This is a genomic window from Deltaproteobacteria bacterium GWC2_55_46 (assembly GCA_001595385.3).
Taxonomy (GTDB): domain Bacteria; phylum Desulfobacterota; class GWC2-55-46; order GWC2-55-46; family GWC2-55-46; genus UBA5799.
The window spans coordinates 1,952,836-1,979,204 of record LVEI03000001.1 but is presented as its reverse complement, the minus strand read 5'-3'; the positions used below and the strand labels follow the sequence as shown (position 1 = coordinate 1,979,204).

Annotated in this window: 21 protein-coding genes and 2 tRNA genes; 5 read left to right on the top strand and 18 right to left on the bottom strand. The window is 56.2% G+C overall.

Features of this window, described 5'->3' with window-relative positions:
* Positions 1-78: 78 nt before the first annotated feature.
* The 5 genes from A2V21_309325 to A2V21_309305 form a co-directional block, all read right to left on the bottom strand.
* Positions 79-4,131, bottom strand: coding sequence for a hypothetical protein (locus tag A2V21_309325; GenBank protein ID OIJ74441.1), 4,053 nt, complete (start codon positions 4,129-4,131; stop codon positions 79-81).
* Between the two features lie 1,090 nt (positions 4,132-5,221).
* Positions 5,222-5,297, bottom strand: a tRNA-Glu gene (locus A2V21_309320).
* A gap of 16 nt (positions 5,298-5,313) precedes the next feature.
* Positions 5,314-5,389: transfer RNA gene (locus tag A2V21_309315), tRNA-Lys, on the bottom strand.
* Between the two features lie 99 nt (positions 5,390-5,488).
* Positions 5,489-5,878 (bottom strand): hypothetical protein, encoded by a 390-nt coding sequence (locus A2V21_309310; protein OIJ74440.1) that lies wholly within the window; start codon positions 5,876-5,878, stop codon positions 5,489-5,491.
* A gap of 74 nt (positions 5,879-5,952) precedes the next feature.
* Positions 5,953-6,339: a hypothetical protein gene (locus tag A2V21_309305; protein ID OIJ74439.1), complete on the bottom strand. Its 387-nt coding sequence runs from the start codon at positions 6,337-6,339 to the stop codon at positions 5,953-5,955.
* Positions 6,340-6,606: 267 nt separating this feature from the next.
* Here A2V21_309305 and A2V21_309300 point away from each other — a divergent pair, with 267 nt between their 5' ends.
* Both A2V21_309300 and A2V21_309295 read left to right on the top strand, forming a co-directional pair.
* Positions 6,607-7,755: an LPS export ABC transporter permease LptF gene (locus tag A2V21_309300; protein ID OIJ74438.1), complete on the top strand. Its 1,149-nt coding sequence runs from the start codon at positions 6,607-6,609 to the stop codon at positions 7,753-7,755.
* Positions 7,752-8,825: an LPS export ABC transporter permease LptG gene (locus tag A2V21_309295; GenBank protein ID OIJ74437.1), complete on the top strand. Its 1,074-nt coding sequence runs from the start codon at positions 7,752-7,754 to the stop codon at positions 8,823-8,825. Before A2V21_309300 ends, A2V21_309295 begins: the two co-directional genes overlap by 4 nt.
* Positions 8,826-9,153: 328 nt before the next feature.
* On the opposite strand, the gene A2V21_309290 is transcribed toward A2V21_309295, so the two are convergent.
* A complete protein-coding gene (locus A2V21_309290) occupies positions 9,154-9,477 on the bottom strand; it encodes a hypothetical protein (GenBank protein OIJ74436.1) in 324 nt (107 codons plus the stop codon).
* Between the two features lie 144 nt (positions 9,478-9,621).
* The gene (locus A2V21_309285; protein OIJ74435.1) at positions 9,622-11,421 is read right to left on the bottom strand and encodes an aspartate--tRNA ligase; all 1,800 of its coding nucleotides are present in this window, start codon (positions 11,419-11,421) and stop codon (positions 9,622-9,624) included.
* A gap of 283 nt (positions 11,422-11,704) precedes the next feature.
* Here A2V21_309285 and A2V21_309280 point away from each other — a divergent pair, with 283 nt between their 5' ends.
* From A2V21_309280 to A2V21_309270, 3 genes are read left to right on the top strand one after another with little or no spacing between them, the layout of a single operon-like run.
* Complete coding sequence (locus A2V21_309280) at positions 11,705-12,079, top strand: hypothetical protein (GenBank protein ID OIJ74434.1); 375 nt, start codon at positions 11,705-11,707, stop codon at positions 12,077-12,079.
* A 13-nt stretch (positions 12,080-12,092) separates the two neighbouring features.
* A complete protein-coding gene (locus A2V21_309275; protein ID OIJ74433.1) occupies positions 12,093-12,761 on the top strand; it encodes a hypothetical protein in 669 nt (222 codons plus the stop codon).
* A gap of 3 nt (positions 12,762-12,764) precedes the next feature.
* Entirely contained in the window at positions 12,765-13,100 is a 336-nt protein-coding gene (locus A2V21_309270; GenBank protein ID OIJ74432.1) for a hypothetical protein, read from the top strand.
* A 21-nt stretch (positions 13,101-13,121) separates the two neighbouring features.
* Here the strand turns inward: A2V21_309270 and A2V21_309265 are convergent, their stop codons facing one another.
* From A2V21_309265 to A2V21_309215, 11 genes are all read right to left on the bottom strand, one after another.
* Positions 13,122-13,850, bottom strand: a complete 729-nt coding sequence (locus tag A2V21_309265; GenBank protein OIJ74431.1) for a 6-phosphogluconolactonase — start codon at positions 13,848-13,850, stop codon at positions 13,122-13,124.
* Between the two features lie 8 nt (positions 13,851-13,858).
* Positions 13,859-14,896, bottom strand: coding sequence for a glucokinase (locus tag A2V21_309260; protein OIJ74430.1), 1,038 nt, complete (start codon positions 14,894-14,896; stop codon positions 13,859-13,861).
* The gene (locus A2V21_309255) at positions 14,886-16,436 is read right to left on the bottom strand and encodes a glucose-6-phosphate dehydrogenase (GenBank protein ID OIJ74429.1); all 1,551 of its coding nucleotides are present in this window, start codon (positions 16,434-16,436) and stop codon (positions 14,886-14,888) included. The genes A2V21_309260 and A2V21_309255 overlap by 11 nt, the downstream gene beginning before the upstream one ends.
* A gap of 112 nt (positions 16,437-16,548) precedes the next feature.
* Positions 16,549-17,463, bottom strand: a complete 915-nt coding sequence (locus A2V21_309250) for a 6-phosphogluconate dehydrogenase (decarboxylating) (protein ID OIJ74428.1) — start codon at positions 17,461-17,463, stop codon at positions 16,549-16,551.
* 14 nt (positions 17,464-17,477) lie between these two features.
* Entirely contained in the window at positions 17,478-20,330 is a 2,853-nt protein-coding gene (locus tag A2V21_309245; GenBank protein ID OIJ74427.1) for a transaldolase, read from the bottom strand.
* 152 nt (positions 20,331-20,482) lie between these two features.
* Entirely contained in the window at positions 20,483-22,534 is a 2,052-nt protein-coding gene (locus A2V21_309240) for a transketolase (protein OIJ74426.1), read from the bottom strand.
* 155 nt (positions 22,535-22,689) lie between these two features.
* Positions 22,690-23,349, bottom strand: coding sequence for a hypothetical protein (locus A2V21_309235; GenBank protein ID OIJ74425.1), 660 nt, complete (start codon positions 23,347-23,349; stop codon positions 22,690-22,692).
* Positions 23,346-23,726, bottom strand: coding sequence for an aspartate 1-decarboxylase (locus A2V21_309230; GenBank protein ID OIJ74424.1), 381 nt, complete (start codon positions 23,724-23,726; stop codon positions 23,346-23,348). The genes A2V21_309235 and A2V21_309230 overlap by 4 nt, the downstream gene beginning before the upstream one ends.
* Before the next feature lie 25 nt (positions 23,727-23,751).
* The gene (locus A2V21_309225; protein ID OIJ75136.1) at positions 23,752-24,594 is read right to left on the bottom strand and encodes a pantoate--beta-alanine ligase; all 843 of its coding nucleotides are present in this window, start codon (positions 24,592-24,594) and stop codon (positions 23,752-23,754) included.
* A 6-nt stretch (positions 24,595-24,600) separates the two neighbouring features.
* Complete coding sequence (locus tag A2V21_309220) at positions 24,601-25,401, bottom strand: 3-methyl-2-oxobutanoate hydroxymethyltransferase (protein ID OIJ74423.1); 801 nt, start codon at positions 25,399-25,401, stop codon at positions 24,601-24,603.
* Positions 25,402-25,688: 287 nt separating this feature from the next.
* Positions 25,689-26,330, bottom strand: coding sequence for a deoxyadenosine kinase (locus A2V21_309215; GenBank protein ID OIJ74422.1), 642 nt, complete (start codon positions 26,328-26,330; stop codon positions 25,689-25,691).
* Positions 26,331-26,369: the final 39 nt, after the last annotated feature.

Here is a 26,369-nt window from a genome sequence, read left to right as displayed (position 1 = left end):
CTTTCAGACTCAAAAAAAACCAGGCGCCCCATTTCATGGGCGCCTGGTTGGTCCTCCGAAAAACCTTATTCCACTTCCTTAGTAGTGCTCTTTATAGGTCAACTCCTCAAGCCTCCCGCTGTTCCTCTTCTCCTCCATAAAGATGCGGTCGACACCGGTAGAGTAGCCAAAGGTAATGGCCACCTCCACACCGTTAGAGTTGTCTATCGAAGAGAGCACCGTCTTATGCCTCGTCAGTTTTATCATACCTGACGAGGTATCGATCTTCACATGAAGATTGTCATCCTTCCTTTCGTAGACCCCTGGTTCATCCTCAGAGGCCGTAAAGTTGCCGAAGGTCCCTTCGAACTCGGTAATGCCGCCGAAGACGACCCGTATGACGTCAGACGGGACAAGCGTCCCACGGTAGTCGTAGGAGGCTTTGATATTGAGCTTGCCTATGACATTGCCCCTTCCTCCGAGGTCGGCCTTGGCGTCCGTGACATTTATGCTGAGAGCCGAATCAACGCTTACTGTAACCGTACCAGTCACGCTATGCTCTCCGTCAGATACCGTGACCCTTGCCTGATATGCCCCAGGGACATAATATACATGCATAGGGTCGGCCTCAGATGATGTCGCGCCATCGCCGAACTCCCACGAGTAGGATAACGCGCCGCCCTCCGGGTCGCTCGCGTTAGACTGGAAGTTGACGACGAGCGGGATGGTTCCGCTTGCCGGGCTGCCTATCGGGCTTACCGAAGGCGGCATGTTCGGCGCGGTTACCTCAACCACGACCGAGGCGCTCTCGATGTTTCCGAACGCATCCTTTATCTTTACGACCGCGGAGTAGGAACCAGCCGTGGCGTATGTGTGGACTGTGCTCTCCCCGGTCGAGGTATTCTCAGGCCCGCTTGATGGGTCGCCGAAATCCCATGAGTAGGATAGCGCGCCGCCTTCTGGGTCGTAACTGCCAGAAGCGTCAAAGGAGACAGTGACCGGGGCGACGCCGGTGAGGGTCGAGGCCGAAAGCGTAACTACCGGCGGCATGTTCATCGTGGCGTTCACAAGGACCGTGTCAGGGGCGCTCGAGATCACCCCGTCGTTTACGACGAGAGAAACGATGTACTGCCCATCGACATCGGGTACAAGGGTAGGCGAGACGGTATCCGCGCCAGAAAGGACAGCCGCGCTTCCAGACGGGGCAGAGTCAATCGCCCATGAATAGGAAAGCGACGCGCCCTCAGGGTCTGAGGAGCCGGCGCCATCGAATGCAATCGTCTCGCCGGTGAAGACGTTCCGGTCAGAGCCAACCGAGGCAACAGGAGGAGCGTTCACTATTATCCCGACAGCCACAGGGTCTTCTATCATACCCAGAGCGGGGTCCAGGTCATATGGCCCGTTGTCGGCAAGCGTCAAGGTGATGACAGTGGAAGAGCCCACTGTTGACGCCGTCCAATCAGATGGTGGCAGAGGCGTAATTTGCCCACCTCCGTTTACCTTGTACAGGTCTATCGGGCCAGAGATGGCCGGCGTGAATGTAAATGTCGTCGTCACCTGCCCGCCGGACGGCGATGTCACGCTGTATGATATGGCCCCCACCGGGAACAATACCCCGGGGGGCGGCGGTCCAGCCGTGGTAGCGCTTACATTCGAAAGCGTCTGGCCGTTCACGGATATCTGCGCTGTTGTGCCGCCTGCGAGCTGAAGGCCGTAGACCGTGGATTGGGTGTTTATCGTTATGTTATTATGTTCCACGGCGGTGTTGCTCTCAAAGTCGACGGCGACCCAGGCCAGATAAGGGTAAAATCCCGGGTAGAACTGGCTTAGGCTCGGGTATAGCAGCTGTACGCCGGAAAGGTTGTCGGTAGCAGACACGAACTGAAGCAGATCGTGCCAATCAGCGTATAAAGCCCCTTGTGGCAACGTAATAGAGCCGTCCACCGCCGTGATGACAGGGGGGGTGCGGTCAAGTGTTACGTTTACCTGCTGGGCGCTCTCCGCATTCCCTGAGGTGTCTACCGCGTAGTAAGACACATCGTATGAGCCTTCGTTTGAGAAGGTTATGAAGGCTTCAGCTCCGGGGACGGTAACCAGGGCTCCCCCGTCTATGCTGTAGTTTATCTCCCGCACGGTATTGATGGAATAGGTGCCTGGGTTGCTGACATCCTCATCGGCCGCGCCCAGCCTCAGTACCTTATTGGGAGGGCTGGAGTTGTCGTAACTGACGTTCCACTGCGTCTGGGGCGGTGTCACATCCGCAGGAGGGGCTGATGAGACGGTCGGGCCAGATAAAGAGCCGGAGTATGGGAGCTTCCCGTATTCCGCGCCGTCAAAGGCCCTGAACTTATAGGTGTGCGTACCAACGGTCAATGAACCGCGCCAGACATACTGCTCTCCGTTGGAATATTGCCCGTCGAAAAGAAGCCCTGGCTTACGCGCACCTGAGCCGCTCACTCCGGAGATCCATCCGTCATCCCACATAGGCCAGCACTGGTTGTCTATGCAGACATTCATATACTGAGGCGGCGTATTATTGGCCGAGGTGTAGACGACCTTGAACTCGAAGACAGTCGCCGGATCACCTGTGTCAGGGTTGAGGCCGTCAGTTGTGAAGCCGGGCTCATTCGGCGGAAAAGAGAGCGTTACATTGACATTGGTGACAGTCCCGCTATTTATCGTCACCGTATAGTCTTTGGAGATATAGGAGAAGTAGCTGTCATAGACGCGCGGCCTGAATGTATATGTGCCGGCCACGGTGGGTGTCCCTGAGAGCACGCCGCTGGAGCTGAGGCTGAGCCCGGGAGGAAGCGTCCCCGGATTGGAAGGGTCGAACCCCCATGTATAGGGCTCGACGCCACCTGTGGCGGAAAGCGACGCGCTATACGCCGCGCCTGCCGCGCCGTCTGGCAGGCTCGCGGTTGTTATGCTTACGACATCCTTTACGAGCTGGGCGTGGACATCATCATCGCTCCCAAGCGCTGCCCAGACCACAAGGAAGTTCTCTCCGTCAAAGGCCGCGCGCGCCCTCCGGGAGGGATCCTGGCTTACGACTATCTCAGGGCCGTAAGCATCGCCGGCCTGCTTTAAGAACCTGCCGTAGACATTGCCGGTGGTGGTATTATTATTAAAACCACTGGAATATACGAGGAAGTACCTCTTGTCACGGTTATAGATAAGGCTATGCGGATACTTGTCCGAGGCTGGGGCCGTGCTTATGGCGACCTCGCCACCGTTAAGCAAGGGGGTTACCTGGTCTATCGAATTCAACCTCTGCCCATATATCTCCGCCTGAATGCCTGAAGGGTCGTTCCTGAAGTCCCTCCATACGACGAGGTAGTTCGTGCCGTCGAAGTCCACATGCGGATGCGTCTGTTCTCCCGTCGCTCCGGATATGACTATCTCGCCGCCGAGGTTGCCTGAGCTATCGATGGTGCGTCCCCATATGTTAAAGCTGAAATTGTCAACGCCAAAGTTGAAAGGGTCGCGTGAGTCATTCCATACGACAAGGTACCTCGTACCGTTAAACTTTATCTCAGGGCGTTCCGCTGAGCCGACCCCGACGGCTATCCCCGTCTCGGGGCCCAATACGCCAGAGGCCGAGACAAACCGTCCGTAGACATCAAAACGATTATTGCCCTGGTCTCTCCCGTCCATCCATACAACAAGGAAATTGGAGCCATCGGTCTCGATATAAGATTTCTGCTGGAAGCCTGCCGCGGTGCATATAGCGAAAGCTGCCCCAACAGTCCCATCCGTCTCAACAAACCGGCCGTATATATCAGTCTCGGTCCCGCCCGCGCCGCTCATATCGCCCCATGTCACAAGGTACCTGGTGCCATTGAAGCTCAACTCGGGCCTGCTGTCAGTTGCGTTACTTGTGCCGGTGATGATGAACTCGGAGCCGTCCGGGACGCCGGACCGGGCATAGAAACGGCCCCATATCTCAAATGCGCCGCTCCTGTTGTCCTCCCAGACCACCAGGTACCTCGAACCGTCGAAAGCCACTTTCGGACGCCTCTGGTCAAGGACATCCGACGCGACAACCGACTCAGCCCCCGAGAGCATCGGGTCGGTAGCCGCGGCAGCGGCAGGGTACAGCAGCCATACAGCCATGGCCAGAAATAGGAATATACTGCTCACCCGCGCCATAAAAAAGCCCTCCTTTTAATTTTTATTATTTAAAGAAAATAGAACTGATAAACCAATTTTTGTCCTCCTTGGTTGATAATCTTGGATGGCGCTTACAGAATTGCTATTCACGCGCTTAACGTCGAATGAATCATGAGGTTTTAATTATTTGTTCCAAAAAAAAAGAACCCTTACAGGAAAAATAAACAGATTCCAGCAAGGGCTCCATCACCCGAAAAAAGCCTATCATTGGCCTTTTATATTTGATTTAATTTTATATTTATTGCTTATATTTGAATTGCAGCTAAATGTCAAGTTAATTTTTCTACATTGCATTTATTTTTCATAAAATGACGTGACATCAAAGGGTTCTGTGTCGCCTGCCAAAGGGCATGGCTCTAAGATGATAGTCAGCGGATCACCAATGCCATTAACAAGCTTTATAAATTTCAACGGCTTGTGGTAATCGGGGGTTTATCAGATTGATGCTCTAAGGAATCAAATCTCTTACACTGGGACTTATTTGAGATGGCCGCTAAAAGCGTTTTACGGTTGAATGCTCTTTAAGTAGTCTTCCGGTTAAGATATGTCCCCCAACAAACCCTTAACTGGAAAGCCCATGACATGACGCTACTGCCTTGCAAGCTCAATATAGGAAGCAGCTTAGCCTGTCCCCTGCCAGATTAACTTCGAGGAACGCCTCGCGATGGTGGTCGACAGAGAATATACTGTAACGCCTCAGATTATCTTGTCCTAAATTCCTTCCTTTTTCTAACAATCCTTTGATATAAGAAGAATCTTTCTCAGAATAGCTTGAATAAAAAAAAGAGGATGACCTGGAGGTCTTTTGGCAAAGGGTCTCTCCGGCGGTTATCCTCTCCAACAACATTTCTTTGGTACTATATTTTTCAGTAGAGGTAAAAGAATTATTTGCGCTTGGAAAGAGCTACCCTTGGGAGACGCCCCTGAGGTGCCCCGAGTGCGGGGCCATTCATCCTATACCGATTTATACCGGTTTATACCACCTTATACCAGCCGCGCCGGGGTAATAAAAAAGCCGTAATTCCTTTGTATTACGAGAAATACTCCGGAAGTACGGCTACTTTTTGATTGGCGTCCCCACAGGGATTCGAACCCTGGTCGCCGCCGTGAAAGGGCGGTGTCCTTGGCCTCTAGACGATGGGGACATTATTTGGTTTTAAATGGTGAGCCGCCCGGGACTCGAACCCGGGGCCACCTGCTTAAAAGGCAGATGCTCTACCAACTGAGCTAGCGGCTCGTACCCGGTGGGCCAAATTCAGACCAGACAAAATATCACAAGGAATCTGGCTTGTCAAACCCAAAATCCAGGCAAAATCACCGCGTACAAGTGAAAAAATCAAGCCTCCCTGAGCATCCTTAGGGCGTCCTGAACCGCCTTTCTCCTTATGCCCTTGAACTTAAGGTACACGGTCAGGACCATGTCGTTTTGCTCCTTTATCTTAAGCGCGCGGTAAAACTTGAGCAGCAGACGCTCCCTCAACGCGAGGCCGCCTTCCTCTGCGGCGGGCTTCGTGGAAGACCGGAAAAAATAGGACGGGTCGGCGCGGAGCGCCTTCGCGAGCTTCAGCCATTCATCTGTGGTAATGGGTATCGCGCCGCGTTCCTTGCGGACGTAGGTGGACCTGTCCACCCCAAGGCGGCCAGCGAGATGTTCCTGCCTGAGAGCCATCTCCTTACGGAGGGACCTGAGTCTCGCCAATATTTCTCGCGTATTTATGCTGGCCATTGTCCTTACTGTTTTTTTTGTGTTTTCAGACCGGTTACTCAGCTCGCGGACAGATTAACAAGGGATAAAAGCCTTCAGCTCCTCACGGTCCTCCTCAGGAAGTCTTTGACCTCGAGCATAAAATCCCTGGTCTGATAGACTCGCAGGAGCGATTCGTTCTCTGTATACTCCATGGCGGTGTTGAGGCCCCATGCTTCCTGAGAGCTGTAGAACCTTTCCAGGAACGGGTCGATCTTGGAGCTGAACTTCTTGACCGCGTTGGTAAAGCTCAAAAACTTCTCCCTGTGAGGGTTGGCGCCCACCGTAAGGAAAGCGGCTGTGGCGGCGTGGATAGATGAATAATAGCACATGGTCACTGAAGGGGTGAAAAGGGCGTGCTTGTGGAGCAACTCTGCCGCGTTCAGATGTTCCTCTGCCTTTTTGAACTCCGACTTTATCTTGTCCCTGCGTCTTAAATCCAAAAGTATCGCTCCTGAACCACAAAAGAGTGAGCATGTCCGCTCTTTGCCCCTGTCCGGGGACTGTATCGCGGTTTAAATAACCTGAATCAGCCGCATTGTCAATTATTCCGCCCCCGGAGGAGAGCCGGTAGAGCGCGACACGCCGGAGAGCGCGCGGAGAAAACTGTTATTTTTATTTCGGGTGAGCAGGCTGTTTTCTTTAACAAAAAACGGCTGATACCCTCTAACAGATTGTCCGCAAGGCGCTTTTATTGTATTATTGACACCATGCCCGGGACCCTAAGCCGCTACATATTGAGGGAGATAGGCGCGCCATTTCTTCTGAGCCTCGCCATCCTCACCTCCACGGCCCTCCTTACCAAGTCGATAAGGCTCATCGAGCTTTTGGTCACGCAGGGGGTTGGCGGCAGGTTCATATTCTTATTTCTACTCTCGGTCCTGCCGTCATTCCTTATATATACCTTGCCCATCTCGTTTCTGATAGGGGTGCTCGCGGCCTTTACAAGGCTCAGCTCGGACAGCGAGATTACCGCCATGAAGGCCTCCGGGCTGGGGCTCTTTACCCTGGCCCGGCCGGTCCTCTATTTCGCCATACCGGTCTACGCGGCGACCCTGGCCGTGACCCTTTATCTTTTCCCCTGGGGCAACCTGAACCTCAAAAACCTCGTCTTCGAGGCGTCGAAGGAGAAGTTCATATCCGGCCTTGAAGAAAAGACCTTCTACGACAAGTTCAAAGGCGTCGTGCTCTACGTTGACAAGATAAACCTGAAGACCGGAGAGATGGAAGGCATATTCATCTCGGAGGCCGGCGACAAGAAGGAGCTTAACGTCTTTTTCGCCGACAGGGGGGTCTTCTCGCCCGCAACCGAACGCTTCACCGTCTATCTTAAGCTCTACAATGGGGCCATACACAGGAAAACGGAGGCAAACGGGACGTACCACATAGCCGATTTCGCCTCATATACCCTCGAGCTCGGCCTCACAGGCCAGCCCACCTCAGGGGAGAACAGGCATAACAGGGAGCTTTACGTCGGCGAGCTGAAAAAAAAGATAACCCTGGTTGAGTCCCAGGGCAAGGACACCTCTCCTTATGTAATAGACCTGCACAAGAGGTTCGCCCTCCCGGCCTCCGTCTTCGTCTTCGGGCTCATCGGCATACCGCTCGGCATCCAGAGGATCCGCGCGGCGAGGTTCACCGGATTCTCTCTGTCCATCGGGGTCGTCCTCGTATACTACATCCTTTCCACCGCCTTTGAGGCCATAGGAGAGAACGGCTCGATAAGCCCGGTACTCGCGGTCTGGGCATCTGACATATTCTTTCTGGCAGGTGGGCTTTTCATATTCACGCGGGCCGCTGCCGACAGGACGGCCAACCCCTTTGATGGAATGCTCCGCGGGAAGGGAAAGAGGCAATGAAGATACTCCAACGGTACATGCTCTCGGAGTTCCTTAAGCTCCTCGCCATAGCCGGGGCAGGCTTCCTCGTCCTTTTCATAACCGTCGACCTCTTCGAGAACATGGACAACCTCATAAAGCATGATGTCCCCTTCTTTGCCGCCTTCAGCTTCTTCCTCTACAAGGTGCCTTTCATAATAGGCCAGGTGTCCCCGATTGCGGCCCTCGTTGCTTCGCTCCTGTCTTTGGGGCTGCTTTCAAAGCACGGGGAGATAACCGCCATGAAGGCCGGTGGCGTAAAACTCCTGAAGGCGGTATATCCGCTCCTTGCCGCCGGGCTCGCGATAAGCCTCGCGGTCATCCTCATGAACGAATATGTCGCGCCGGCGGCGCTTAAAAAGGCCGACTCGTTCAGGAATAAGTGGTTCGGCGAGCATGGGGGCACCTTCGGCAGGGAAGGGCTCTGGGTCAAGACAAACGAAGGCATCCTGAATGTAAAGCACGTGGACTTCGCCAATGACCGGCTCTACGGGATAACCTATTTCATAATCGGGAAGCCCTTCAGCTTAAGCGGCAGGGTCCAGGCAAAGTCAGCCGCGTGGACGGGGGAGCAATGGGTGGCCGAAGGCGCCACCGCCTGGGCCTTCACGGAGGGGGCTGAAGCGGCGCGGGAAGAGCGCGCCGAATACGTCTTGAGCGGTGTGGTAGAACCTGAAGAGCTTGTGAACATGGAGAATTTTCAGCAGAACCTGAGCTTCGCGGACCTCCGGGCCTACGTGAAAGAACTTGAGAAAGAGGGCTACGAAGCGACGAAATACAAAATAGACCTCTGGGACAAGCTCACCTTCCCGCTCGTCAACTTCATCATGGTGCTCGTGGGCATACCGTTCGCCCTGAAGACCGGCAGGCACAGCGGCATAGCGGCGGGAGTGGGCCTCAGCATCGTGATAGCCTTCAGTTACTGGGGGGTCTTTGCCCTGACGAGGTCATTGGGCCAGGCGCAGATGGTCCCGCCTGTCGTAGCAGCCGTCTTTCCCGACCTTCTTTTCCTCGCCATAGGGGCGCTGATGATAGGGTACGTGAAGGAATAGGAATCTAACTAACTGGTGCGCACAGCGCACCCTACGAAACTGAAATCTCCCCCTTTTCTAAAGGGGGACTAAGGGGGATTAGATAATCTCCCCTGGTTCCCCTCTTTAGGAAAGAGGGGAACCAGGAATATCCATCGCTTTCCATTTGATATCGCGCTTTCAGCCTGGCATAGGACGTAAGCTTGAAAATCTCATTAGACGCACTGGAAGTCTTCGCCTGTAAGGCAAGGGATTTCAGGTCCCATTGTGAGACATTAAGTGCTGACAAATGAAAAGGGGCTACGGTTTGCCGTAGCCCCTTTTTCATACCCTACCCGCAGGGCAAATCCTACCAATCCCTGTCCGGGATCACCTTCTTTGATAATGCCTTTCCTTCGAGCAGGTGCTCCTTGACTAACGTGGGGGCGTCTGCCGGGGTCAGGTCCCTGTAAAAGACGTTATCCGGGAAGACGGCTGCCATCGGCCCCTCATTGCACAGGCCCATGCAGGCGGTCTGCACAAGGCTCGCCCTGCCGAAGGCGCCCTGCTTGTCGCACTCCGTTGCCAGGGCCATCACTACCTCCCTGCTGCCCTTCTGGCCGCATGAGCCCCTCGGGTGCCCCTGAGGCCGCTCGTGAACGCAAACATAAAGGAATTTTTCAGGTTTAGACATATCTCCTCCTGGGATGTGTTATCAAAAAATTCGCTTAAGTATATCAGCAAACTCGACCAATGGGGGCCGGCCGCTGCAAAAAAACTGGCCCAGGTTTTTTTACCTGAGCCAGTCTGGATATTTATTTACCCGTCCGGCGAAGCCTTAAGCCCCTATCTTGTCCGGCTGCTTCTTCGCCACCCTTATGAAGAGATCATCCAGCTGCTTCTGGTCGACACCAGAGGGCGCGTCGGTCATGAGGTCCGTCCCCTTCTGGGTCTTGGGGAAGGCTATGACGTCGCGTATGGAATCTGACCCGGTCATTATGGACATCACCCTGTCCAGGCCGAAGGCAATGCCGCCGTGGGGCGGGGTGCCGAACTTCAACGCGTCAAGGAGGAAGCCGAACCTTGCCTGCGCCTCCTCTTTATGTATGCCGAGCATCTCAAAGACCAGGGCCTGCACGTCGCTCCTGTGTATCCTTATCGACCCGCCGCCTATCTCGCTGCCGTTCAAGACCAGGTCGTATGCCTTTGCCCTGACCTTCAGCGGCTCGCTCTCTATCTTGTCGAGGTCCTCGTCCATGGGCGCGGTAAAGGGATGGTGGACGGCTACGTGCCTCTTGTCGGCCTCGTCGTACTCGAACATCGGGAAATCAGTCACCCAGACAAAGTTCAAGCCCTCTTTGGGGATGAGCCCGAGCCTTCCGCCGACGTTGAGCCTGAGCCTTCCCAATACCGTATTTGCTGTCGCGGCCCTGTCAGCGCCAAAGAGAAGCAGGTCGCCTTTGTCGGCCCCGGTGCCCTTCGCTATCCCTTCCTTCTCTGCGTCTGTCAGGAACTTAGCTATCGGAGACTGCCACCCCTCGTCGGTTATCTTTACCCACGCGAGCCCCTTTGCGCCGAAGGAGACGGCGAACTCGGTGAGGTCGTCGAGGTCCTTCCTTGAAAAAGAGGCTCCCCCCTTGACGCAAAGCGCCTTTATGACGCCGCCTTTCGCGGCCGTATCCGCGAATACCTTGAAGCCAGAGCCGGAGAGGAGGGCGGTAAGGTCGTTAAGCTCAAGGCCGAACCTTACGTCAGGGTTATCAACCCCGAACCTGCCGACGGCCTCGGCGTAGGTGAGCCTGGGGAAGGGCGGGTTTACCTCGACCCCGTTCTCCCTGAATATGCGCACTACTAGCCCTTCCATGACAGTGATGACGTCCTCCCTGTCGACAAAGCTCATCTCCGCGTCTATCTGAGTGAACTCCGGCTGGCGGTCTGCCCTCAGGTCCTCGTCCCTGAAGCACTTCACTATCTGGAAGTACCTGTCGAAGCCTGATACCATAAGGATCTGCTTAAAGAGCTGCGGCGACTGCGGCAGCGCGAAGAAATGTCCGGGGTTAAGCCTGCTCGGGACGAGGAAGTCCCTTGCGCCCTCAGGGGTGCTCTTCGTAAGCACCGGGGTCTCTACCTCTATAAAGCCGTTCTCCGCGAGGTAGTTCCTCGTCGCCATCGCGACCTTGTGCCTGAGCATCAGCTTTTTCTGGAGGGACGGCCTCCTTAAGTCAAGGTACCTGTACGTAAGCCTCGTCGTCTCGGCAACGTCGGTGTCGTCCTCTATCATGAAAGGGAGCGATTCGGAGTCGTTCAGCACCCTTAGCTCATGGACCTCGATCTCTACCAGCCCCGTAGAAAGGTTCGGGTTCTCCGTCCCCTCCGGGCGCTTCCTTACAAGGCCCTGGACCGCGAGCACGAACTCGTTTCTTATGCCGTGGGCCTTATCATGGACGTTATTGGGGCTGTCCGGGCTGAAGACAAGCTGGACGACGCCGGCCCTGTCCCTTAAGTCTATAAATATAAGGCCGCCGTGGTCCCTCCTCCTCTGGACCCATCCCATGAGGCAGGTCTTTTTCCCTATATCGGCGGGCGTATGCTCCCCGCAAAAGGAACTCCTTCTCCAGCTACCCATTTTCTCGAGCAAATCAAGTACCTCCGTATGCTGTTGTAAAAAAACTTTTTCGGACAATTATACAGCAGATATATTAAAATTGCATCAAGCCAGAAGACAAGGGGAATATCGCATGCCGCCCCGACGTACGGAATCGACCTGTTTTTATATCATAAAGAGCTGTTTTTTTCAAAGCGCGTGGACGCAGGAAAGACAATTTTTGTCTTGACAGTACGTATGTACCCAAGGCTATAATGCAACATCCGTTTTACGACAAATCGAATCACAGGCAACACCACATAAAGGAGGCAAATCGATGAAGAGAACTGGCTTCTGGATTCTCCTCCTGGCTTGTATTGGTATCGCCGCGGGGCTGGTAGCCGCCAGGACCGGCCACGCGGAATACGGGGACATCGTCCTGAACAGCAAGTCAGAGAGCATGCAAAAAGCAGGCGTGGACCCGGTCGTCTTCCCCCACTGGTTTCACAGGATCAGGTTCAAATGCAAGGTCTGCCATGAGGACATATTCATCCTCAAGAAGGGCGCCAACGACATCAACATGGCGTCCATAATGAACGGTGACTTCTGCGGTAAATGCCACAACGGGCTCGTAGCGTGGGAACCGCTTTACTGCGACAGGTGCCACTCTTACAAGGGTGATGCCGCCCCAGCCAAAAAGATTACCGACTAAAAGGAGAATAGAGATGAAAGCATCTTCATTCAGGAAATTGAAGGCTGCTCTCCTGTGCTCGCTTGTTGTGGCTGTCGGTTACACCGTTGGCGGCCCGGCCGTCGCGGCGCAGAAGAAGCAGCAGGGCGCTAACCAGGCACAGGCTACCCCGTCGAAAAAGGAGAGCTCTACCAGCGGGATCGACCCTAAAGACCCATCAAGCGTTATATATCTCGACAGCGCAGGAAGACCGGCCGGCACGGGAGACCCGGGCAAGCCCGCCAGCGTGGCTTACAAGGCGGGTATGGGTTGGCACCCGCAGGCCATCTCAGCCTCAGGCCTCCCCAAGGACAGGTACGGCCTCGTAGACTGGGCCAGGCTCGTAAGGGAGAACATAATAAGCCCCAAGGCCTCGCTCGACCCGGAGGAAGAAGAGATCCCGCCTCTTAAGATGGACGTCGTCATAACTGCCAAGGGAGACTTCGTCAACGACGTAATATATCCGCACGAGATGCACACTTACTGGCTCAAGTGCGACGTATGCCATCCGCAGATATTCGTGCCGGCCAAAGGCTCTAACGAGATGACCATGGTCGGCATCGTGCAGGGCGAGTGGTGCGGAAGGTGCCACGGCAAGGTCGCCTTCCCGCTTACCGACTGCAACAGGTGCCATTCAACCCCCAAGAAGGCTGCCTCGAAATAGCCTATGCGCAACGGCCTGATAGCTCTCATGCTGATGCTTACCGTCCCGGCTGCCGCCGGGGCGGCTCCGATCGGGGATATCAGGCTTGACTCGAAAGTGAAAAGCATGAGGAAGGCAGGTGTGGGACCCGTAGTATACCCGCATGCGCTGCACGATAAGCTCTACAAATGCTCTGAGTGCCACCCGAAGATATTCAAGGACAAGCGCGGGGCCAATAACATGTCGATGAAGATGAACATGGACGGCAAGTTCTGCGGCTCTCCGAACTGCCATAACAGCCAGAGGGCCTTTCCGCTTTACGACTGCATCAAGTGCCACACAAAAGTAGGGGCGAAGTAAATACTTCGCCCCTTTTTTTCTTCACTCCCCCATCAACAAGGCCGCCTCTTTATCGACAAGCCACAGGAGCTTTCGCCCCGTTACGGCGGATGCCGGATACTTCCCTTCCCCGTCAACAAGGACCTCTTTAAGGGCCTCTGCCTTCTCCCTTCCAGAGACCAGGAAAAGGGTCATCACCGCGTCTGTTATGGCCCTTAGCGTGAGGGTTATCCTCCAGGCCTTGAGCTTGTCGACATAATTCGCCGCCGCGAGCTTTTCCTGATTACAGGCGGCCTCTGTCCCCGGGAATATCGAAAGGGTATGCCCATCGGCGCCCATGCCGAGGAGCACCAGATCAAACCTGGGCAGTTCGCCTGACGAGAGGCCGAAGAAGTCCCGTATGCTCTTTTCATAGGCAGAGGCCGCCTCTTCCGGGGGAAGCTCGCCTTTTATGCGATGGATATTGCCGGGCGGGATATCTATTTTGGAGATGAGGCTCCGACGGACGGTATTGAAGTTACTCTCCGCGCTTTCAGGGGGGACAGACCTTTCATCACCCCAGAAAAGGTGCACCGCCCTCCAATCGACTGTGCCACCGAAATCCCCGGAAGCAAGGAGCTTGTAGAGCCCTATCGGCGTATTTCCGCCTGAAAGGACGACGGTAAAAAGACCTTTTTCACTTATCGCGTTCCGGCAGGAGTCGATAAAAAAAGCTGCCGCGCCCATGGCAAGCTCATCTCTGCCATCATATATCAGAAGGCCCCGTCTCATAATCCGCTTTATCCCAGGCCGCCGGTCATTATTATTCTCCTTGCCCTTTGGCCGTCGACAAGGGTAGCGGCAAGGTTGGCCGCGCCAATGAGCCCGGCCCTGTCGTTCAGGATGACCTTGACAGGGATCTTTGACATAAGCTCCCTGTACCTGCCCTTGTCCCTGAAGGCGAAGAGGAATTCCCCCGCCTCCATCGCCTTCAGTATCTTGGGCGCTATCCCGCCCCCGACATATACCCCTGCGGTCGAAAGCGTCTTTAACGCGAGGTTCCCGGCCTCGGCGCCGTATATTGTAACGAATATATCGATGGCCGTCCTGCAGTTCTCATCCGTTCCGTTTATCGCCTCGTCAGATACCGCCGGGGCAACACCTTCGGAGGCAAACCTCTTTCCAAGGTACTCGGGCTCAGGCCTTCCGCCGCTTGCCTTAACGAACTCGTAGATGTTTTCAAGCCCCGGGCCTGAGACTATCCTCTCATAGCTCACGTGGCCGTACTTCGCGATAAGAAAATTCAGAAGCTCTACTTCGGCGGCGTTCCTCGGGGCGAAGTCCGTATGCCCGCCCTCAGAGGCCGAAGGCGTATGCGCGCCCCCGTCCCAGAATAGCATGGCCTCGCCAAGGCCGGTGCCCGCGGCTAAGAGCGCGGCGTTCCCAGGCAGCGGGCTCCCTTCCTGAAGGATATGGATATCACTATCTCCAAGGAGGCCAACGCCCCAGCCGATAGCGGCCAGGTCGTTTACAAGGACGAGCCTTTTGATCCCAAAGGCCTTTTTAAGCCCCTCGCCGTCAACCACCCAGTCGAGGTTGGTAAGGGCGCAGCGGTTCCCGACGACAGGGCACGCTACACCCAGGGCCGCCGCCTCGACCATACAAACCCCATTGCCGGAGAAGAATTCCCGGAAGATAGCCTCCGGCCCGTTGTAGCGCGCATTCGAGAAGGAGGCTTCGCGCGCAAGCTCGAGCACATGTTCCCTGATGGTAAAGAGGGCCAGATAGGTCTTTGTGCCGCCGATATCCCCGGCCAGTATCAACTTCTCATTTGTCATAGTTGACCCATGACCTGCCGTCTTGAGCCATGAACCTCTCGGCCTCTATGGGGCCGTGGCTGCCCGCCCTGTAGAGATAAAGGTCTGGCCTGCCGGGGTCGGCGCGCTCGGAGTACTCAAGCGCCGGGGCGAGCCATTTCCAGCTCAGTTCCATGCCGTCGCTACGCACGAAGAGCATCTTGTCCCCCGTCATACAGTCCATCAGCACCCTTTCATAGGCGTCGAGCACAAGCCCCTCGTAGCCCGCCAGGTACGGGAAGTCCATGACGACGTCACGGAGGCAGACCCTTGAGCCGGGGTTCTTGGCGTTGAAGCTGAGCTGTATCCTCTCGTCTGGCTGAATCCTCATTATGAGGGCGTTAGGGCCGATCTCCTCGGAGAGGACGTTCCCGAACATGAGGTGCGGCACCTTCTTGAACTGTATGGTTATCTGGGTAAAGCGGCTCTTGAGCCTTTTCCCGGACCGGAGGTAGAATGGCACGCCCTGCCACCTCCAGTTGTCGATATATGCCCTCATGGCGGCGAATGTCGGCACCGCGGAATCCCTTGCCACCCCTTCCTCTTCTGTATAGCCCCTGGCGTGCCTGCCGTCAAACTCGCCTTCGACATACTGGCCCAGGACAAGGTCCTCCTTCAAGTCTTCAAGCGGCCTGAGCGCCCTCAAGACCTTTACCCTCTCGTTCCTCACAAGTTCGGATTCGTATACAGAAGGCGGCTCCATGGCTATGAAAGAGAGCACCTGCAGCATGTGGTTCTGGAAGATGTCGCGGAGCACCCCTGCCTCCTCGTAGAAGGCCGCCCTCTTCTCTATGCCGATAGTCTCAGAGACGGTTATCTGGACGTGGTCGATGAAGTGCCTGCTCCATATCGGCTCGAATATGGAGTTGGCGAACCTGAACATCATTATGTTCTGCACCGTGTCCTTGCCGAGGTAATGGTCTATCCTGAAGACCTGCTCCTCCCTGAAACGGCGGCTCACCGCCGCTTCGAGCTTGCGCGCGCTCTCAAGGTCCCTGCCGTAGGGCTTCTCTATGACGACCCTGGTCCAGCCTTCGCTATCCGAGGCAAGGCCGGAAGAGGCCGCGGCCTCCAGGATATCTTCATAGGCCGAAGGGGGTGTCGCGAGATAGAATATCCTGTTGCCGCGGGTGGCGTACTCTTTCCCCTTCTCCTCGACCAGCTTTTTCGCGGCAGCGAAGCCTTCTTTCTCATACCCGGTCGTGATGTAAAAGAGCCTTTCAGCGAACTCGGACCAGACCGCGGGGTCGTAGTTGCCGGCCTTCTTTACCGCCTTCTCCATATCGGCCCTGAATGAGAGATCGTCCATCACGGTCCGTGCCAGCCCCAGGATGAAGAAGTTCTTCGAAAGCAGCTTGTTCTTGAAGAGGAAGAAGAGGGCCGGCATGAGCTTCTTCCTTGTGAGGTCGCCGGAGGCCCCGAATATGACCAGGGCGCATGGGTCAGGCGAGATCTCTTCGCATGGCTGGCCGGTCTCTGCGACCTTGCCTATGCGTATCGTATGGTCCGTATTCTCCCGCATCTTGCGTATCCCTTCGGAATGATATTGTCGCTGGACGTAAAGCAAAGCCCCTCAATGGAGGGGCTTTGCTTTAAAAAAATCGTGCTGCGACATATCTTAATAACGAAACGCGTCAACTCTTTACGCCTGAGCGCCGGACGCTGTGCCCCCCGAACTCCTGCCTCAAGGCCGCGAGCACCTTTTCGGCGAAAGGCTCCTCCTGCCGTGAACGGAACCTCCTCATGAGCGCCTCGGTTATGACCGGCATCGCTACCCCCATATCTACCGCTTCCCTGACCATCCACCTGCCTTCTCCTGAGTCCTCAACGTAGCCTATGACCGAGGAAAGCCCCTCATCCCTGCTGAACGGCCCCTCAAGGAGCTCAAGGAGCCATGACCTTATGACGCTCCCCCGGTTCCAGAGGCGGGCAAGCTCGGAATTTTTTATCCCTTCCCCGTACGGGGAGGCTTTTATGAGCTCGAAGCCCTCGGCATACGCCTCCATCATCCCGTACTCTATCCCGTTATGGACCATCTTGGTGAAATGCCCAGCTCCGGCGGGGCCGCAGTAGAGATAGCCTTCGGGCGGCGCGAGTGTTTTGATGAGCGGCTCGATCCGTTCAAACGAGCCCCTTTCGCCCCCGACCATCGTGCAATAGCCGTTCTCAAGCCCCCAGATGCCGCCGCTTACCCCCGCGTCGACATAGCTTATGCCGAGCTTCTTAAGGTCGTCAAAACGCCTCAAATCGTCTTTATAGTAGCTGTTGCCCCCGTCCACCAGTATATCGTCCTTTGAGAGAAGGGGCTTTAAGGCTTCTATCGTCAGGTCTACCGCGCTCCCGGCTGGCAGCATGAGCCAGATGACTCGCGGGGCCTCAAGTTTTTCAACAAGCCCGGCAAGCGAATACGCCCCCTCTATGCCTTCGGCCTCAGCGTCTTTGGTGGCCTGGGCGGTCCTGTTGTATCCAGCCACCCTGTGCCCGCCGCGAACAAGCCGCCTGGCCATGTTGAGGCCCATGCGCCCCAGGCCTATTATCCCTATATCCATCTTCCCTCCGGCCGTTACGAGATTTCGGATTTAATGAGGCGCTCAAAATCCTTCAGAGAATCGATAGAGGGGTCCTTCAAGCCTACGAGCACGACCCTCAAGCCCTTTGAGTCGAGCGCCTCCATGTCCCCGTATGCCTGTGAAAGCTCGAGGTCGGAGAAGCTGAAGGGGCTTCCCGGCACCTTGAAGTCCTCCCTTGGCGCATGGCAGAGTATGATAAATAAGCCGTTCTTCGGCCCGCCCTTGTGGAGCTGCCCCGTTGAATGGAGGTACCTGGGGCCGAACCCGAACTGTGTTGCGGCGCCGGTAGAATCCCTCAGCGCCTTCCTAAGCTCGGTGAACTCGGCTTCGAACCCCCTGTCAACGGGGTTGTAATAGGCCAGCAGGCCGATATAGTCGCCTTCCCTTACGAGGCCCAGGAAGTCCCTGAGCATCTTTTTCACGTCGTTGTCGGCGGGATGCAGCATCTCGAAGGTCTGCCTTCCGAAGTAGACCCCGAAGCCGTTTGACTCGGCCCCGACACCGGGGGGCTTGAGCGCGCCAGGCTTTCCGATGCCGCTGAGCCTTGCAATAGTCAGCTTTTTCGCAAGCTCCACGTCAGGCTGGTCGAACGGGTTTATCCCGAGTATCTGTCCAGCTACGGCGGTTGCGGCCTCCCACCTCAAGAACTCGCCACCGAGCTCGTAGGCGTCCGCGAGCCTCAAGTCTATGACAGGGTGGCCTGCCCCTGCAAAGGACTTCATCGCCTTGGCGAGCTTTTCATCCTCATCCCCGAGCGTGATAGATATGAAGACCCTGTCATGGCCATAGTCAGCCGGCGCGCCCAGGGGCTCGCCCACTACCGGAACGAGCCCTTTGCCCTCCTTGCCGGTGCTCTCGGCTATCAGCTGCTCTATCCACATGCCGAAGCTCGATATCCCGCTTGAGATGAAGAAGGTCAGCTTGTCCCTGCCGAGCCTGCCGAGGGTGCCGAGGGCGGCCCCGAGCATGAGGACAGGGTTTTCATCACCGGCGGCACATGGGTCCAGGGACATCTGCACGCGTGAGGCATAATCGAGGAGCCTTGAGACCTGAACGCCCATCAAGGCCGCTGGCACGAGCCCGAAGTATGAAAGGGCGGAGAACCTGCCGCCTATGTCCCTGGGGTTGGTGAAAAGCTTCCTGAACCTGAACTTCCTTGAGAAGCCCTCGAGAGCTGTCCCCGGGTCTGTTATCGCTATGAAGTTCCTCCCGGCGGCCTCTCCCTTTATGGCCAAGAGCTTCGCGTGGAAGAATTCGAAAAGGCTCAACGGCTCTATGGTAGAGCCGGACTTGCTCGACACTATAAATAAGGTCTTTGCCAGGTCTATGGCCCTGTCGACAGCGCCCAGGGCCTCGGGGTCGGTAGAGTCCAGTACCGTGAGCTTCGGGTACCCGGGTGTGGGCCCAAAGCTCTCGGCGAAGACAAGCGGGGCGAGGCTGCTGCCGCCCATGCCGAGCAGTACCACGTCAGTGAAGCCAGCCTCCTTGACCTCGCTGGCAAACTCCTCTATCTCCCCCACATGGTCGTCCATCACCTGGGTCAGGGCCACCCAGCCGAGCGCGTCTTTTATGAGCTTCTTCTCGTCAGGGGCGCTCTTCCACAGGGTAGGGTCCTTGGCCCAGAGGCGCGGTAGAAAGTTCTCATTGGCTACCTCGTCGAGCGCCTCTCCCACAGCCGACTCGAACCCGTTAAGGGAATATCTCACCGGAGCGGCCTTCTTCATCCCAATGGCCTCCCTCTTCTCGGCTATCGCACGGAGGATCGCCATATACGAATCGGAATACGCCGCCACCCCTTCCTTTTCAAGCCTCAAGGTGGCGGCCTGATAGTCTATCCCAAGGGCCTCAAGTTCAGAGAAGACCTTGAGCGCTCCGTCAAGGTCTTCGGTAAGCGTGGGCCTGGCCTTCCCGTGGTCGTAGAAAGCGAGAAGGGTATGAATAGGCATGGCGGAGACGGTCCCCCCCTGCACCAGCTCCTCTATATATTTGGTATCAGGATAGCGCGGGTTTTTCGTGCCGATGCTCGCCCAAAGGAGCCTTTGCGGCCTGGCCCCGGCGTCTTTCAATCTCCTGAACCTCTCGGAGGAGTATACCTCCTGGAACTTCATGTACGCGCCCTTCGCGTTAGCTGCCGCAACCCTGCCCAGCAGCCCCTTAAGCCTCGCCTTTTCGTCATTTGACCTGGAACGCGATATCCTCTCCTCCAGGATCCTGTCGAATAGCGAATCGACCCTGCTCACGAACATGCTCGCCACACTCGATATGTTGTCGATCGGCATGCCTTCGGCGAGCCTCTTCTCAAGCCCTCTTATATACGCCCAGGCCGCCTCTTCATAGCGTTCGACCGAGAAAAGGAGGGTCACATTGACGCAGAGCCCCTCAAAGGTCAGGGCCTCAAGCGCCTTCAGGCCCTCCCTTGTGGCAGGCACCTTGACCATTACGTTATGCCTTTCCACGGCATCAAAAAGGCGCCTGGCTTCCTGTATCATCGAGGCAGCGTCCGTCGAAAGCCCTGGGTCTGCCTCAACGGATACAAAGCCGTCAAGCCCCCTGGTATCTTTGTATATAGCGGCCATCACGTCGGCGGCGAGCCTCGCCACCTTTGTAACAAGCCTCTTCAGTATGCCCTCGTCAGGAAGACCCACAGCCATAAGCCTCAAGATCTCCTCGTCGTACTCGGTCGTGCCGATGATGGCCTTCTCGAAGGCGCCCGGGTTGTAAGACACGCCCGTTACGGCATATTCCTCCGACATGCGCTTGAGTTCCCCGGAGGTGACAAGCGTCTTCCTAAGGTTGTCATACCATATGCTCTGGCCCAGCCTCTTAAGTTCAAGCAAGGGGTTCATAAGGACTCCTGGACGCCGGATGGGATTTCCGGCGGAAAAAGAACGGTCTCTCTATTTAAGATGGGCTCTTGGGAAAATCAGCCGCACGCGGCTGGCTTCAAAATACAAGGCAGGCCGTGGGGAGCGGCCTGCCGTTAAGTATAGCAGGGATGTCAGATCCTATCAAGGAAGAGGCCCTTTTTCCTGTTGAGCAGGGCGCTCGCCTTTGCCGATACGTTCTCGACCGTAAGGCCGAACTGCTCGAAGATGACCTTGTACGGGGCCGAGGCGCCGAAACGCTCTATGCCTATCACTGCCCCGTCCATGCCTACGTACTTGTGCCACCCCATCGGGGAAGCGGCCTCTACTGCGACCCTTACGTCGATGTCCGGCGGGAGCACCTGCCGCCTGTAAGAGTCCTCTTGGGCATCGAATATCTCCCAGCTCGGCATGTTCACTACCCGCGCCTTAACGCCCCTGGCCGCGAGGTCATCGAAGGCGCCAAGGGCGAGCTGCACCTCAGAGCCGGTGGCGATGATTATGACCTCTGGCTTGCCCTCCGCCGGGTCTGCGAGAACATAGCCGCCCCTCAAAAGCCCTTCGGCTGAAGCGTACTTCGTCCTGTCGATCGTCGGCACGTTCTGCCGTGTGAATATAAGCGCTGTCGGGCCGCTTTCGTTCAAAAGGGCCGCCTTCCAGGCCTCTGCGACCTCGTTCGCGTCAGCCGGCCTTATGACCGTGAGGTTGTGGATAGACCTTAAAGCCGCGAGCTGCTCTATGGGCTGGTGCGTCGGGCCGTCCTCGCCAAGGCCGATGGAATCGTGGGTGAAGACATATATCGCCTGAAGGCCCATGAGGGCGGCGAGCCTCACAGGCGGCCTCATATAATCCGAGAATATAAGGAAGGTAGCGCCATAAGGGACCACCCCCTTTGTAAGGGCCATGCCGTTCATGATGGAGCCCATGGCGTGCTCACGCACACCGAAGTGGAGGTTCCGGCCTGCCCCCGTTGGCAGAAAATCTCCCATGCCCTTCATTATGGTGTTGGTAGATGGCGCGAGGTCGGCAGAGCCGCCTATAAGGAACGGGGCGCTCTTCGCGATCGCGTTAAGGACCTTCCCGGAGGCGCTCCTCGTGGCCATCGCCCCGTCTTTTTCAGTAAAGGCCGGAAGCTCCTTAAGCCAACCCCTATCTGCCTTGCCCTCTATTATCGCCCGTACCTGGCGGCCCTCCTCAGGATACTCCCGCTCGTATCTGGCGAGCGTGGAGAGCCAATCCTTCTCAAGCGCCTCTCCTCTGGAGAGCGCGTTTTTAAATCCTTCCCGCACCTCATCCGGGACAAAGAACGTCGGCTCAAGCGGCCAGCCGAGCTTCTCCTTCGTGGCCTTCACCTCGTCTGTGCCGAGAGGCGCGCCGTGGACCTCCGCGGTGTCCTGCTTGCCGGGGCTTCCGAAGCCGATTATCGTCCTCGCGATGATGATCGACGGCCTTCCGGCCTCTTCCTTCGCGGACTCTATCGCCCTGGCGATAGAGTCGAGGTCATTGCCGCCCACGTGCTGGACGTGCCAGCCCAATGCCTCGAACCTCTTGCCGACGTCCTCCGAAAAAGAGATGTCGGTCGAGCCCTCTATCGTTATCCTGTTGTCCGAGTAAAGGTATATGATATTGCCGAGCTTGAGGTGCCCGGCGATTGAGGCGGCCTCGTTACTTACGCCCTCCATGAGGTCCCCGTCACTGCAGACAGCGTAGATATTGTAATCGAAGAGCGGATACCCCGGTTTCCCGAACCTCTCTCCGAGATACCTCTGGGCCATCGCCATCCCGACCCCGTTGGCAAAGCCCTGTCCGAGCGGCCCGGTGGTCGTCTCTATCCCTATCTTTGGGTCGTGCTCAGGGTGGCCCGGCGTATGGCTCCCCCACTGCCTGAAGCCTTTGAGCTCTTCGATTGGGAGCGGGTAACCGGCAAGGTGCAGCAGGGCGTAAAGGAGCATCGAGCCGTGCCCTGCCGAGAGGATGAACCTGTCCCTGCCCGCCCACTGCGGGTTTGAGGGATTGTGCCTCAAGAAATGCTTCCAGAGGACGTAGGCCATCGGTGCGTCTCCCATCGGCATTCCAGGGTGCCCCGAGTTGGCCGCCTCAACGGCGTCGACCGCGAGAAACCTTATGGTATTTATGGACATTTCATCGAGGGATTCAAACTTGTATGAACGTGCTTTCTTTTCCATCAAGGCCTCTACAAGGGCATTCTGAAGAGATTGAATCTTAACAAATCTGAGGGAAAAACAACAGGAAAAGTTGCGCGTTTTTAAGCAGAAAACCGGCGGTTGAGGGGGGACAGGGGAATCTCTGGAGATCAGGTATTTTTAAGTATACAGCCTTGCTACTTGCCGACCAGATCGCCGTGGGCAGGGTTCTTGACGTAGAGCTTGAAGTCGTCGTTGTTTGGTATGACCATCCCGCCCGTCATTATGACCTTGAAGGCGTCCTCAACCTTCATATCGAGCGCTATTATATCGGTTTCAGGCACCACGGCGAAGTATCCGGACGTAGGGTTTGGCGTAGTCGGGACAAAGACGCAGACGGAAGGCACGCTGGTCTTCTCCCTCAGCTCGCCCCCGCTTATCCTGCTCGTCATGAAGCCCATGGAGTAGATGCCTTTTCTGGGAAACTCTATCAGCACGACCTTCCTGAAGCCCTGCGCGCCCTTGGTAAAGAAGGTCTCCATGAACTGCTTTGTGGCGTTATATACCATCCGGACCACCGGTACCTTGGACATTATCTTTTCAGCGACGGCAAGGAGCCTTTTCCCAAGGAGGTTGGTGGTAAAAACGCCTACCAGAAATATCGAGAAGACGGTAAAGATTATGCCGAGGCCCGGTATATGGATGGGAAGATAGGTATCGGGGTGAGCGATCCTGGGGAGCAGGTTCAGTATGCTGTCCATGAACCCGACGATTATCGTAAGGACGTAGATGGAGAAGTACAGGGGCACCACAACGAGTAGCCCTGTTATGAAATACCCTCTGAATATCTTTGTCATAGGCGATGCGCCGAAAGCTCCGCGGCCACCTTCTTTATCGAGTTATCGGCGTCCACGTAAACGAGGACAGGCGAGTGCTTTCTCGCCTCCTCATCTTCGAGGACCGAGTAGCTCGCGATGATGACCAGGTCGCCCCTGTCGGCCAGGTGCGCGGCCGCGCCGTTGATGGATATCACCCCGCTCCCCCTCTCGCCCTTTATGGCATAGGTGGTGAGGCGGTTGCCGTTTTTGATATTGTATATCTGGACCTGCTCGAACTCGTATATGCCGGCGGCCTCCATAAGGGCCTCGTCTATCGCCACAGAACCTTCATAGTCGAGGTTTGCGTCTGTGACGGTGCCCCTGTGTATCTTGCTTTTTAGCATGACACGCTGCATTTCGGTAGAACCCTCCTCGGTTACTTCAGGCAAGTCTCAGGTTGTCTATGAGCCTTGCCCTGCCTATCTTCACAGCCAGAAAAAGAAGAGCGTCCCCTTCTATCCGGTCGATCTCCTCAAGTGTTGCGCCGCTGGAGACTTTTATATAGTCTATCACGGCCAGGCGCTCTTTCTCTATGATTTTTTTCACCTTTTCGACTATTACGCGACAGTCCCTCTCCCCCCCCGCGGCCGCTTCCCTCGCCTCTTTGAGGGCCGCCGGGATGACAGAAGCCGCCCTTCTTTCGTCCGCGCTCAGGTACGAGTTCCTCGAGCTCATCGCCAGCCCGTCGCCTTCACGCACTGTCTCCACCCCGATTATCTCTACAGGCATATCGAGGTCCTCTACCATCCGCTCTATGACCCGAAGCTGCTGGAAGTCCTTCCTGCCGAAAACGGCCTTGTGGGGAAGAACCGTATTCAGGAGCTTAAGAACAACGGTTGCGACCCCTCTGAAGTGTCCGGGCCTCGAGGCGCCGCAGAGGTGCCGGGAGAGCTCCTCCACGTCCACATAGCTCTGATAGCCCTCCGGGTACATCTCCCCGGCCGTCGGCACGAAGGCGATGTCGACACCCTCCTCGGCGGCCATCTTGAGGTCCCCTTCAAGGTCCCTCGGGTATGCCCCAAGGTCCTCCTTCGGACCGAACTGCGCCGGGTTGACGAATACACTCAGGACAAGGAGGTCTCCAAGGGCCCTGCCGCGCCGCAGTAGCTCCCTGTGCCCGTCGTGGAGAAAGCCCATGGTAGGCACGAGGACCACCTCCTGCCCCCTTGCGCGCGCCGCGACCGATGCCCCCTGCATCTCCCTTACTTTACTTATTACCCTTATCAACGCCTAATACGAATGCTCCTTTGAAGGAAAAGTGCCCTCTGCGACGTCCTTTATATATTCGGTGGCAGCGAGGAAGATGAGGTTTCGGAGGTCAGCGTACCTCTTGACGAACTTGGGGACCCTCTGCCCGGATGTAAGCCCAAGCATGTCGTTTACCACGAGCACCTGCCCGTCGCAGTGCGCCCCGGCCCCTATGCCTATCGTCGGTATGGAAAGCCTCCCGGTTATCTCCTTCGCCAGGCTCGCCGGGATGCCCTCCAATACTATCGAGAAGGCCCCGGCCTCTTCTATGGCGAGCGCGTCCTCGATTATAAGCTCGGCCTCCGTCTTTGTCCTGCCCTGCACCCTGTAGCCCCCCATCCTGTGGACAGACTGGGGGGTAAGCCCTACGTGCCCCATTACAGGCACGTCCATATCGACTATCGCCCTTATCGCCCCGGCGGTCCGCCTCCCGCCCTCGAGCTTCACGGCCTCGGCGCCGCCTTCCTTTACCATCCTCGCGGCATTCCTCCGGGCGTCGTCTGTAGATGTCTGGTACGAGCCAAAGGGCATGTCGCTCACGACAAGCGCGTTCACCCTGCCACGGACCACGGCCCTGGTATGATAGATTATCTCGTCTACCGTGACCGGAAGGGTCGTCTCGTAGCCGGCCTCGACCATGCCGGCTGAATCGCCGACGAGAAGGACCGGGACCCCGGCCTCGTCCAATACCCTCGCCGTAGCGAAGTCATAGGCCGTCAATACCGGGACCTTCCTCCCCTCCTCCTTCATCTTCACTATTTCCGCGGCTGTGATCTTCTTCATTTTTTAATTCCTTGCCAAACACTCCAATTATACTCAGGCTGCTCTAAAAACCGTATGCGAGGCCCCCATTAAATCGGGGAGCGAGGAATGAGGCGTACTTCTTTGGTACGCCGTAGTAGAAGCTTCTGAAACCAACGACGCGGATGGACTTATTTCATGCCTGTTAAATTAAAAAACCTTCCGTTTACCGGAAGGTCGGATGGCCCCATCGGGAATCATGGGACCCCGGTAGATTTATTATAGACCAATTCCGGCATCCGCACAATATCCATGTTTTCAGGGCTTTTTCAGCTTGACGCGATAGGTATGTAATGCTGGGAGCCGCCCTTCATAGACCTTATCTCCTTTACGAGGCTTGAAAGGTCGTCGGGGTTGTTGACGAAGTCTATCTCGGTCGTGTTGACGACCAGAAGAGGCGTGTCGCTGTAATAGAAGAAGTACCTGTTGTATGCGTCCACAAGCCTCTCAAGGTACTCCTCCCTGACATGCTTTTCGTAGTCGATATTCCTCCCGGCTATCCTTTCAAGGAGCACCTCCGTAGAGGCTTGAAGGTATATCACCAGGTCCGGCTTGGGTATCCTTGTGTCAAGGAGCCTGTAGACCTGCTCGTAGAGGCATAGCTCGTTCTCGTCGAGGTTCAAGTAGGCGAATATCCTGTCCTTGGCAAAGAGATAATCGGAGACGACAGAGGTGTTGAAAAGCTCCTGCTGGAACATCTCCTTTTGCTGCTGGTAGCGGGAGAGGAGAAAGAAGAGCTGGGTCTGGAAGGCATACTTCTTTATGTCCCCGTAGAACCTTGGAAGGAACGGGTTGTCGTCGACCGCCTCCATCAGGGTCCTTCCGCCAAGCTCCCTGGCAAGCAGATCAACAAGGCTTGATTTCCCGACCCCAATGGGGCCTTCAATAGCTATGTATCTTGATTTTTCCATTATTTTTTAAGGATTAAGCAGGAACAAGTTATCTCAGGC

What these genes read in the sequence shown, in the direction of transcription:
- A2V21_309325 (OIJ74441.1), bottom strand. Translation starts at nt 4,131, where the DNA reads ATGGCGCGGGTGAGCAGTATATTCCTATTTCTGGCCATGGCTGTATGG.
- A2V21_309310 (OIJ74440.1), bottom strand. Translation starts at nt 5,878, where the DNA reads ATGGCCAGCATAAATACGCGAGAAATATTGGCGAGACTCAGGTCCCTC.
- A2V21_309300 (OIJ74438.1), top strand. Translation starts at nt 6,607, where the DNA reads ATGCCCGGGACCCTAAGCCGCTACATATTGAGGGAGATAGGCGCGCCA.
- A2V21_309295 (OIJ74437.1), top strand. Translation starts at nt 7,752, where the DNA reads ATGAAGATACTCCAACGGTACATGCTCTCGGAGTTCCTTAAGCTCCTC.
- A2V21_309290 (OIJ74436.1), bottom strand. Translation starts at nt 9,477, where the DNA reads ATGTCTAAACCTGAAAAATTCCTTTATGTTTGCGTTCACGAGCGGCCT.
- A2V21_309280 (OIJ74434.1), top strand. Translation starts at nt 11,705, where the DNA reads ATGAAGAGAACTGGCTTCTGGATTCTCCTCCTGGCTTGTATTGGTATC.
- A2V21_309275 (OIJ74433.1), top strand. Translation starts at nt 12,093, where the DNA reads ATGAAAGCATCTTCATTCAGGAAATTGAAGGCTGCTCTCCTGTGCTCG.
- A2V21_309270 (OIJ74432.1), top strand. Translation starts at nt 12,765, where the DNA reads ATGCGCAACGGCCTGATAGCTCTCATGCTGATGCTTACCGTCCCGGCT.
- A2V21_309265 (OIJ74431.1), bottom strand. Translation starts at nt 13,850, where the DNA reads ATGAGACGGGGCCTTCTGATATATGATGGCAGAGATGAGCTTGCCATG.
- A2V21_309260 (OIJ74430.1), bottom strand. Translation starts at nt 14,896, where the DNA reads ATGACAAATGAGAAGTTGATACTGGCCGGGGATATCGGCGGCACAAAG.
- A2V21_309255 (OIJ74429.1), bottom strand. Translation starts at nt 16,436, where the DNA reads ATGCGGGAGAATACGGACCATACGATACGCATAGGCAAGGTCGCAGAG.
- A2V21_309250 (OIJ74428.1), bottom strand. Translation starts at nt 17,463, where the DNA reads ATGGATATAGGGATAATAGGCCTGGGGCGCATGGGCCTCAACATGGCC.
- A2V21_309245 (OIJ74427.1), bottom strand. Translation starts at nt 20,330, where the DNA reads ATGAACCCCTTGCTTGAACTTAAGAGGCTGGGCCAGAGCATATGGTAT.
- A2V21_309240 (OIJ74426.1), bottom strand. Translation starts at nt 22,534, where the DNA reads ATGGAAAAGAAAGCACGTTCATACAAGTTTGAATCCCTCGATGAAATG.
- A2V21_309235 (OIJ74425.1), bottom strand. Translation starts at nt 23,349, where the DNA reads ATGACAAAGATATTCAGAGGGTATTTCATAACAGGGCTACTCGTTGTG.
- A2V21_309230 (OIJ74424.1), bottom strand. Translation starts at nt 23,726, where the DNA reads ATGCAGCGTGTCATGCTAAAAAGCAAGATACACAGGGGCACCGTCACA.
- A2V21_309220 (OIJ74423.1), bottom strand. Translation starts at nt 25,401, where the DNA reads ATGAAGAAGATCACAGCCGCGGAAATAGTGAAGATGAAGGAGGAGGGG.
- A2V21_309215 (OIJ74422.1), bottom strand. Translation starts at nt 26,330, where the DNA reads ATGGAAAAATCAAGATACATAGCTATTGAAGGCCCCATTGGGGTCGGG.